Source organism: Streptomyces sp. 15-116A, assembly GCF_025290915.1.
Lineage (GTDB): Bacteria > Actinomycetota > Actinomycetes > Streptomycetales > Streptomycetaceae > Streptomyces.
Map to the genome: position 1 here is coordinate 1 of NZ_JAOCQE010000332.1, position 5,975 is coordinate 5,975.

General features: G+C 71.4%; 4 protein-coding genes and 1 pseudogene. 3 read left to right on the plus strand and 2 right to left on the minus strand.

Annotation, left to right across the window (positions count from 1 at the left end; genetic code table 11):
- A pseudogene (locus tag N4P33_RS31380) lies at positions 1–704 on the minus strand (MFS transporter); the annotation flags it as partial.
- Between the two features lie 361 nt (positions 705–1,065).
- On the opposite strand from N4P33_RS31380, the gene N4P33_RS31385 reads away from it, so the two are divergent.
- Complete coding sequence (locus N4P33_RS31385; RefSeq protein ID WP_399030459.1) at positions 1,066–2,382, plus strand: MFS transporter; 1,317 nt, start codon at positions 1,066–1,068, stop codon at positions 2,380–2,382.
- Positions 2,383–2,384: 2 nt separating this feature from the next.
- Here N4P33_RS31385 and N4P33_RS31390 read toward each other — a convergent pair whose 3' ends face one another.
- Positions 2,385–2,948 carry a dihydrofolate reductase family protein gene (locus N4P33_RS31390; protein ID WP_260830340.1) on the minus strand — a complete coding sequence of 188 codons (564 nt, stop codon included), beginning with the start codon at positions 2,946–2,948 and terminating at the stop codon, positions 2,385–2,387.
- 146 nt (positions 2,949–3,094) lie between these two features.
- On the opposite strand from N4P33_RS31390, the gene N4P33_RS31395 reads away from it, so the two are divergent.
- Positions 3,095–5,221, plus strand: coding sequence for a SpoIIE family protein phosphatase (locus N4P33_RS31395; protein ID WP_260830341.1), 2,127 nt, complete (start codon positions 3,095–3,097; stop codon positions 5,219–5,221).
- Positions 5,222–5,230: 9 nt separating this feature from the next.
- On the plus strand, positions 5,231–5,689 hold the full coding sequence (locus N4P33_RS31400) for an OsmC family protein (protein ID WP_260830342.1): 459 nt from the start codon (positions 5,231–5,233) through the stop codon (positions 5,687–5,689).
- Positions 5,690–5,975 lie beyond the last annotated feature (286 nt).

Below are 5,975 nucleotides of genomic sequence, written 5' to 3' on the forward strand. Positions count from 1 at the left end.
CGGGGCCCGGTCCTGCGCGGCCGCCTGCCGGAAGGACGGCGTCTCCTCGAGCCTGAGCCGCAGCCAGAGGGCGGCGAGACCCAGCGGCAGGGTCAGCAGGAACGGCAACCGCCAGCCCCAGTCGTTGAGTTGGGACGCGCTCAGCACGGTGGCCAGCAGGGTCGCCATGCCCGCGCCGGCGAGCAGCCCGAGAGCGCCACCGTGAAGGACTGCCAGGAACCGTAGAGGCCGCGCCGTCCGGGCGGGGCGAACTCCGTCATGATCGAGACGGCACCGCCGAACTCCCCGCCCGCGGACAGCCCTTGCACGATCCGCAGCAGCGTCAGCAGCCAGGGCGCGGCGGCACCCACCATGGCGTACGTCGGCAGCAGACCGATCAGCGTCGTGGCGACCGTCATCAGCAGCACGACCAGGATCAGCGTGGGACGCCGCCCGATCCGGTCACCCACACGCCCGAACACCGCGGCACCGACGGGCCGGAAGAAGAAGGCGAGCGCGAACGAGGCGTACGTCTTGACGAGCGCCTCGACGTCGCTTCCCCCGTCAGGCGTGAAGAAGTTGGCGGCGATGATGGTGGCGAAGTAGCCGTAGACCCCGAACTCGTACCACTCGATGAGGTTCCCCACCGACCCCGCCACCAACGCCCGCCGTGCGCCGGGCGGTTGAGCGGTTCCCTCGGCGGCGTGGTGCACGGGGGTGGTCATACGGCGCGCCCCTTCTTCGGGTGTGGATGGCATGCGGAGGGAGAGATTCCCGCGACTGGCAGTAAGTTTCAGCACCTCGCTCAAGACTGTCAATAACTTTCACGAGGTGAGGGTGCTGGTAAATCGCCTCTCGTGACGGGCGGCCGAGGGTTAGTGTCCGCGTGCGGTGACTCGACCCGAGGGGAGGCGCGGCCATGGTCGGTGGCACGAGCGCGCGTTGACGTCGTAGGCCGAGATCGGCCTGTCATCGCGTGCTGTCCTTTGTCGGCGCGGCACAGCGAGCCTTTTCCTGCCCGAATCGTCGGCGTACCCGGCGTGCGCCGCGAGGTCGGGCCTCGTTTCCGCCGCCTGAGGGATCCCCGTGCCGTCCGAATCCTCCGCCGCCGAATCCGAATCCGGTCGACCCGTGCCGCCGAGCCTCTGGCGGGACCGGGACTTCCGCAGGCTCTGGGCGGGGCAGACCGCCTCTCAACTCGGGGAACACACCGGGCTGGTCGTGCTGCCGCTCTTCGCCGTGCTCGCACTCGACGCCGGTGCCGCCCAGCTCGGCGTGCTGCGTGCCCTGGGCCAGGCGCCGATCCTGCTGCTCTCGCTCTTCGTGGGCGCTTGGGTGGACAGGTGGCGCACGCGCACCGTCATGGTGCTCTCCGACGCCGGGCGCGCCCTCGCCCTGGCGGCCGCCGCCGTGACCGGCCTCCTCGGCTGCCTGGGCCTGCCCGCGCTGGCCGTGATCGCCTTCGCCGTCGGGACCTTCTCCGTGTTCTTCGACGTGGCGTACCAGGCCTCTCTCGTCCGGCTGGTCCGCCGCGACCAGCTGGTGCACGGCAACAGCGCGCTCGAGGGCAGCCGGTCCGCGGCCCAGATCGGCGGCCCCGCTCTCGGCGGCGCGCTGGTGTCGCTGCTGTCGGCGCCGATCGCTGCCGCCGCCGGTGCGCTCTTCTTCGCCCTGTCGTTCCTGTCGATCCGACGCATCCGCCGGGCCGAATCGACCGCGCAGCCCCCGCGGCGTCCCGGACGGATCTGGCGGCGTATTCACGAGGGGCTGCGCCTCGTCGTCGGCGATCCCACGCTGCGGACCGTGTGCCTGGCCTCGGCCGCCTTCCAGTTCTCCTTCGCGGCCGTGATGACCGTCTATCTGGTCTTCCTGCCACGGGAACTGCACCTGTCCGGCACCGCGATAGGGCTGGTCCTGGCGGCGACAGGGCCGGGCGCGCTCGTGGGCTCCGTGCTGGCCGCCCGCCTGCCGAACCGGTTCGGCTACGGCCCGGTGCTCGTCGCAGCGGCGGCGATCGGCGACGGCGTGTTCCTGTGCGTTCCCGCACTGCACGGCTCCGCAGCCGTCACCGTCCCCGCGCTGCTCGTGGTCAACCTCGTCTTCGGCGCCGGCGGCCAGCTGGTGAACGTCGCGATCATGGCCGTCCGGCAGACGGTCACGCCGGACGGGATGCAGGGCCGAATCGCCGCGACGATCACCTTCGTCGGCATGGGACTGTCCCCGCTCGGTTCCCTCCTCGGCGGAGTCCTCGCCGAGGAGTGGGGCCCCCGGCCCAGCCTCATGGCGACCACGGCCGCCATGACGCTGTCCCCGGTGATCATGGCGTTGTCCCCGCTCGCACGCCTCGGACGGACGCTTCCGTCCGCGCGCGTCGACCGATCACGCTCACACGACGCGACCTAGAACTAGCGCGCCACGCGATGGTGGAGATAGACGACGCTCGAAGCGAACGTCCGGCTCTCGACGAGTTCCAGATCCACCCGCTGCTCGCGCCGGGGGAGGAACGGGGCGCCACCGCCCACCAGCACCGGGTAGACCAGCGTCCGGTACTCGTCGATCAGCCCCAGCGAGGCCGCCTCGTCGGCGAGCGTCGCGCCACCGATCGCGATCTCACCCTCCCCGGGCTCGGCGCGCAGCCGCTCGATCTCCTCCGCCAGCCCGCCGGAGGCCAGGCGGGCATGCCCCTGCACCTCCGACAGCGTCCTCGAGAACACCACCTTGGGGAGCGGATTCCACAGAGAGATCCATTCGCGCTGTGCGTCGTCGAGCGACGGGTCCTGGTCGGCGGTCTCCCAGTACAGCATCGTCTCGTACAGCCGCCGTCCCAGAATGTGGACGTCGACGTTCCGGATCTGGTCGATCCAGAAGCGAAAGACCTCCTCCTTCGGCTCCGTCCAGGCGAAGTCGCCGTCCGGCCCGGCGATGTAGCCGTCGAGAGAGACGTTCATCGAATAGGTCACGCTGCGCATCAGAGGATCCTCCTCGGTGACGGGTTCGACCGTACGACTGCCGGACACCGCGGAACTCATCGCAGGCCGCGGGTCCGCCCGGGGCGGCGCACAATGGGACGCAGCGGTATGAGGAGAATGGTGCCATCTTGTCGAGGACGTCCCGGATGTCTGTAGACCACACGGAGAACTGGAGCGCACGGGAACGGCTGCGCTCCGAGCCCGGGACGCTCCTGGAACACGTATCGGTGGCCGTCATCGGAATCGACGACAGCGACCGGATCTGTCTCTGGGGTCCGGGCGCGCAGGAGCTGTTCGGCCACGGCGACGGGGCACTCGCCCAGCACGTCGGCCTGCTGTTCCCGGCCCGCGGCCCGGGCGCCGGCGCAGACGAGGCCGATGCGGGCCCGTACCCGGCGGATGCGGGCCCGTACTCGGCGGATGCGGGCCCGTACCTGGCCGATCGCGGCCGCACCCTCGGCTACTGGCGCGGCCGGCTGCCCGTGCGCCACCGGGACGGGACGGTCTTCGACTGCGGCTTCCGGGCCTTCACGGTCGTCAGCGGCGAGGACCGTACCGTGGTCATGGCCCTGGCGAGCAGAAGCACGGAGCTCGACCGGGTCAAGACCAACCTCGCCTTCCTCGACGCCCTCTTCGACACCTGCCCGATCGGCCTGGTCATGCTGGACCAGGACCTGCGCTACCTGCACCTGAACCAGGCGCTCGCCGACATGGACGGACTCACGGTCGAGGAGCACATCGGCCGCCGGATGCCGGACCTCATGGCCGCCCGCGACACCCCCGGCCTGGAGCGGCTGCTGCGCGGCGTGGCCGAGGAGGGCCGCCCGGTCGTGGGTCACCTCCTCGGGGTCCGGCGTCCCGAGGGGGACCAGGTCAGGTCGGTGAGCCTGTTCCCGCTCAGCCAGGCCGTCGGGACGCGGCCGGGTGTCGGCGGACTCGTGGTCGACGTCACCGACCGGGAAGCGGCACTCGTGGAGGCCGCGGAATCCCGGGAGCGGCTCGAACTGCTGGACCGGGCCACCGCCCGGATCGGCACCACGCTGGATGTGAAGGTGACGGCGGGCGAACTCGTCGACGCCGCCGTCCCCGACTTCGCCGACGCGTCCGTGGTGGAGGTCGTCGACTGGATGGACGAACCCGAGATCTTCGACCCGCGGTTGCCGTTGGTCACCCACCGGATCGCCTCCGGGACAATCCTGCCACCGCCCGCCGATGAACTGGTCAGCGGACTGGAGACGGTCCACTACCCGCCCGGGTCCAGCATCCACAGGATGCTGCGCACCGGACGCCCCATCGCCGTTGCCGTGGACACCGACTTCGTGACGACCACCGTCATGCACCAGGAGCGCGCCCGCATCCTCATCGACAGCGGCCTGACCGGCATCCTCATCGCACCGCTGATCGCCCGGGGAACGGTCCAGGGACTCACCATGTTCGGCCGCGCGGCCGACCGGCCACCGTTCACCGAACAGGACCTCCGCCTCGCCGCGGAACTGTCCTCCCGAGCCGCCCTCTGCCTGGACAACGCACGCCTCTACACCAGGGTCCAGGACATCGCCCTCACCCTCCAACGAGCCCTGCTGCCCACGAACCTCGCGACCAGCCCCCACGTCGAGGTCGCCCACCGCTACGTCCCCGGCAGCCACGTCACCCTGGTCGGCGGCGACTGGTACGACGCGATCAGCCTGCCGGGCGGGCGCGTCGCCCTGGTCGTCGGCGATGTGATGGGCCACGGCGTGCCCGCGGCGGCAGCCATGGGAAGGCTGCGCATCACCGCCAAGGCCCTCGCCAGGCGCGGCCCGGAACCGTCCGAGCTGCTCACCGAACTGGACGCCTGCGCCCAGGAATCGGGCATCGAACTCGCCACCTGCCTGTACATCGACTACGACCCCGGCACGGGCCGCGCCCGCATCGCCCGCGCCGGACACCCGCCCCCACTCGTACGGTCCCCTGACGGCCGCGTCGAAACCGCCGGCGACCTGCCGGGGGTCCCGCTCGGCGTGGGCGGACACCCCTTCCACACCACCGAGATCGCGCTCTCCGACGGCGCCGTCCTCGCTCTCTACACCGACGGCCTGGTCGAATCCAGGGGCAGAGGCATCGACGAGGGAGTGGCGGCCGCCGGCGCCGTACTGAGCCGCGCGACGGACGGCCTCGAGGAGACGGCGGACCGCATGCTGTCCCACCTGCTCGGCGGCCCGCCCGGCGACGACACGGTCCTGGTCCTGGCCCGCGTCCGCCACCGACCCCGCACCGGTCTCGGCGCGCACTAGTGTGGGCGCATGAGCGAGACTTCCCTGCGTTCGGTCGCCGTCGAGCGGACCAACACCGGCCACTACACCGCCACCAACGCACGCGGCGGCACCCTCCACTTCGCGACCGCCTCGGACGACGGCGAGAACGCCGCCTTCACCCCGGTCGAACTGCTGCTCGCCGCCATCGGAGGCTGCACGGCCGCCGACGTCGACGCCGCCATCAGCCGCCACGCCGAGCCCGCCACGTTCTCGCTCTCGGTGACGGGCGACAAGATCAGCGACGACCAGGGCAACCGCATGACCGACCTGACGGTCACCTTCGACGTCACCTTTCCGGAGGACGACGGCGAGGGCGAAGGTGAGGGCGCGGAGCGCGCCCGCGCGATCCTTCCCCGTGCGATCAAGGCGTCCCACGATCGTCTGTGCACGGTCAGCCGCACGATCGAGATCGGTACGCCCGTCACCACGAGGATCAAGGACGCCTGACGGGTCGTACCCGGAGCAACTGCGGGATCAGTGCGAGGGCGGCCCATGCCCTGCCCGGCCCTCGCGGGGTCAACCGATCGGACGACCCGGGCATCAGCCGCTCGGCATACAGAGTGCAGCCGGTCCGTCGAGGGGGCGAGCTCGGTCCCGGAACCAGGATGGATGGCCCCGACCCCGGCCGGACCGCCCCTGCCGGGGACCCCGGCCGCCACCAGGAGAGCCGCCATGAACCCGCACGACCGCGCGCTGCTCGACGCAGCCGCCCGCGGAGACGCCGACGCCGTAC

Excerpts from the sequence above, each read along its gene's own strand:
- N4P33_RS31390 (WP_260830340.1), bottom strand. The coding sequence starts at position 2,948 with ATGCGCAGCGTGACCTATTCGATGAACGTCTCTCTCGACGGCTACATC.
- N4P33_RS31400 (WP_260830342.1), top strand. The coding sequence starts at position 5,231 with ATGAGCGAGACTTCCCTGCGTTCGGTCGCCGTCGAGCGGACCAACACC.
- N4P33_RS31395 (WP_260830341.1), top strand. The coding sequence starts at position 3,095 with ATGTCTGTAGACCACACGGAGAACTGGAGCGCACGGGAACGGCTGCGC.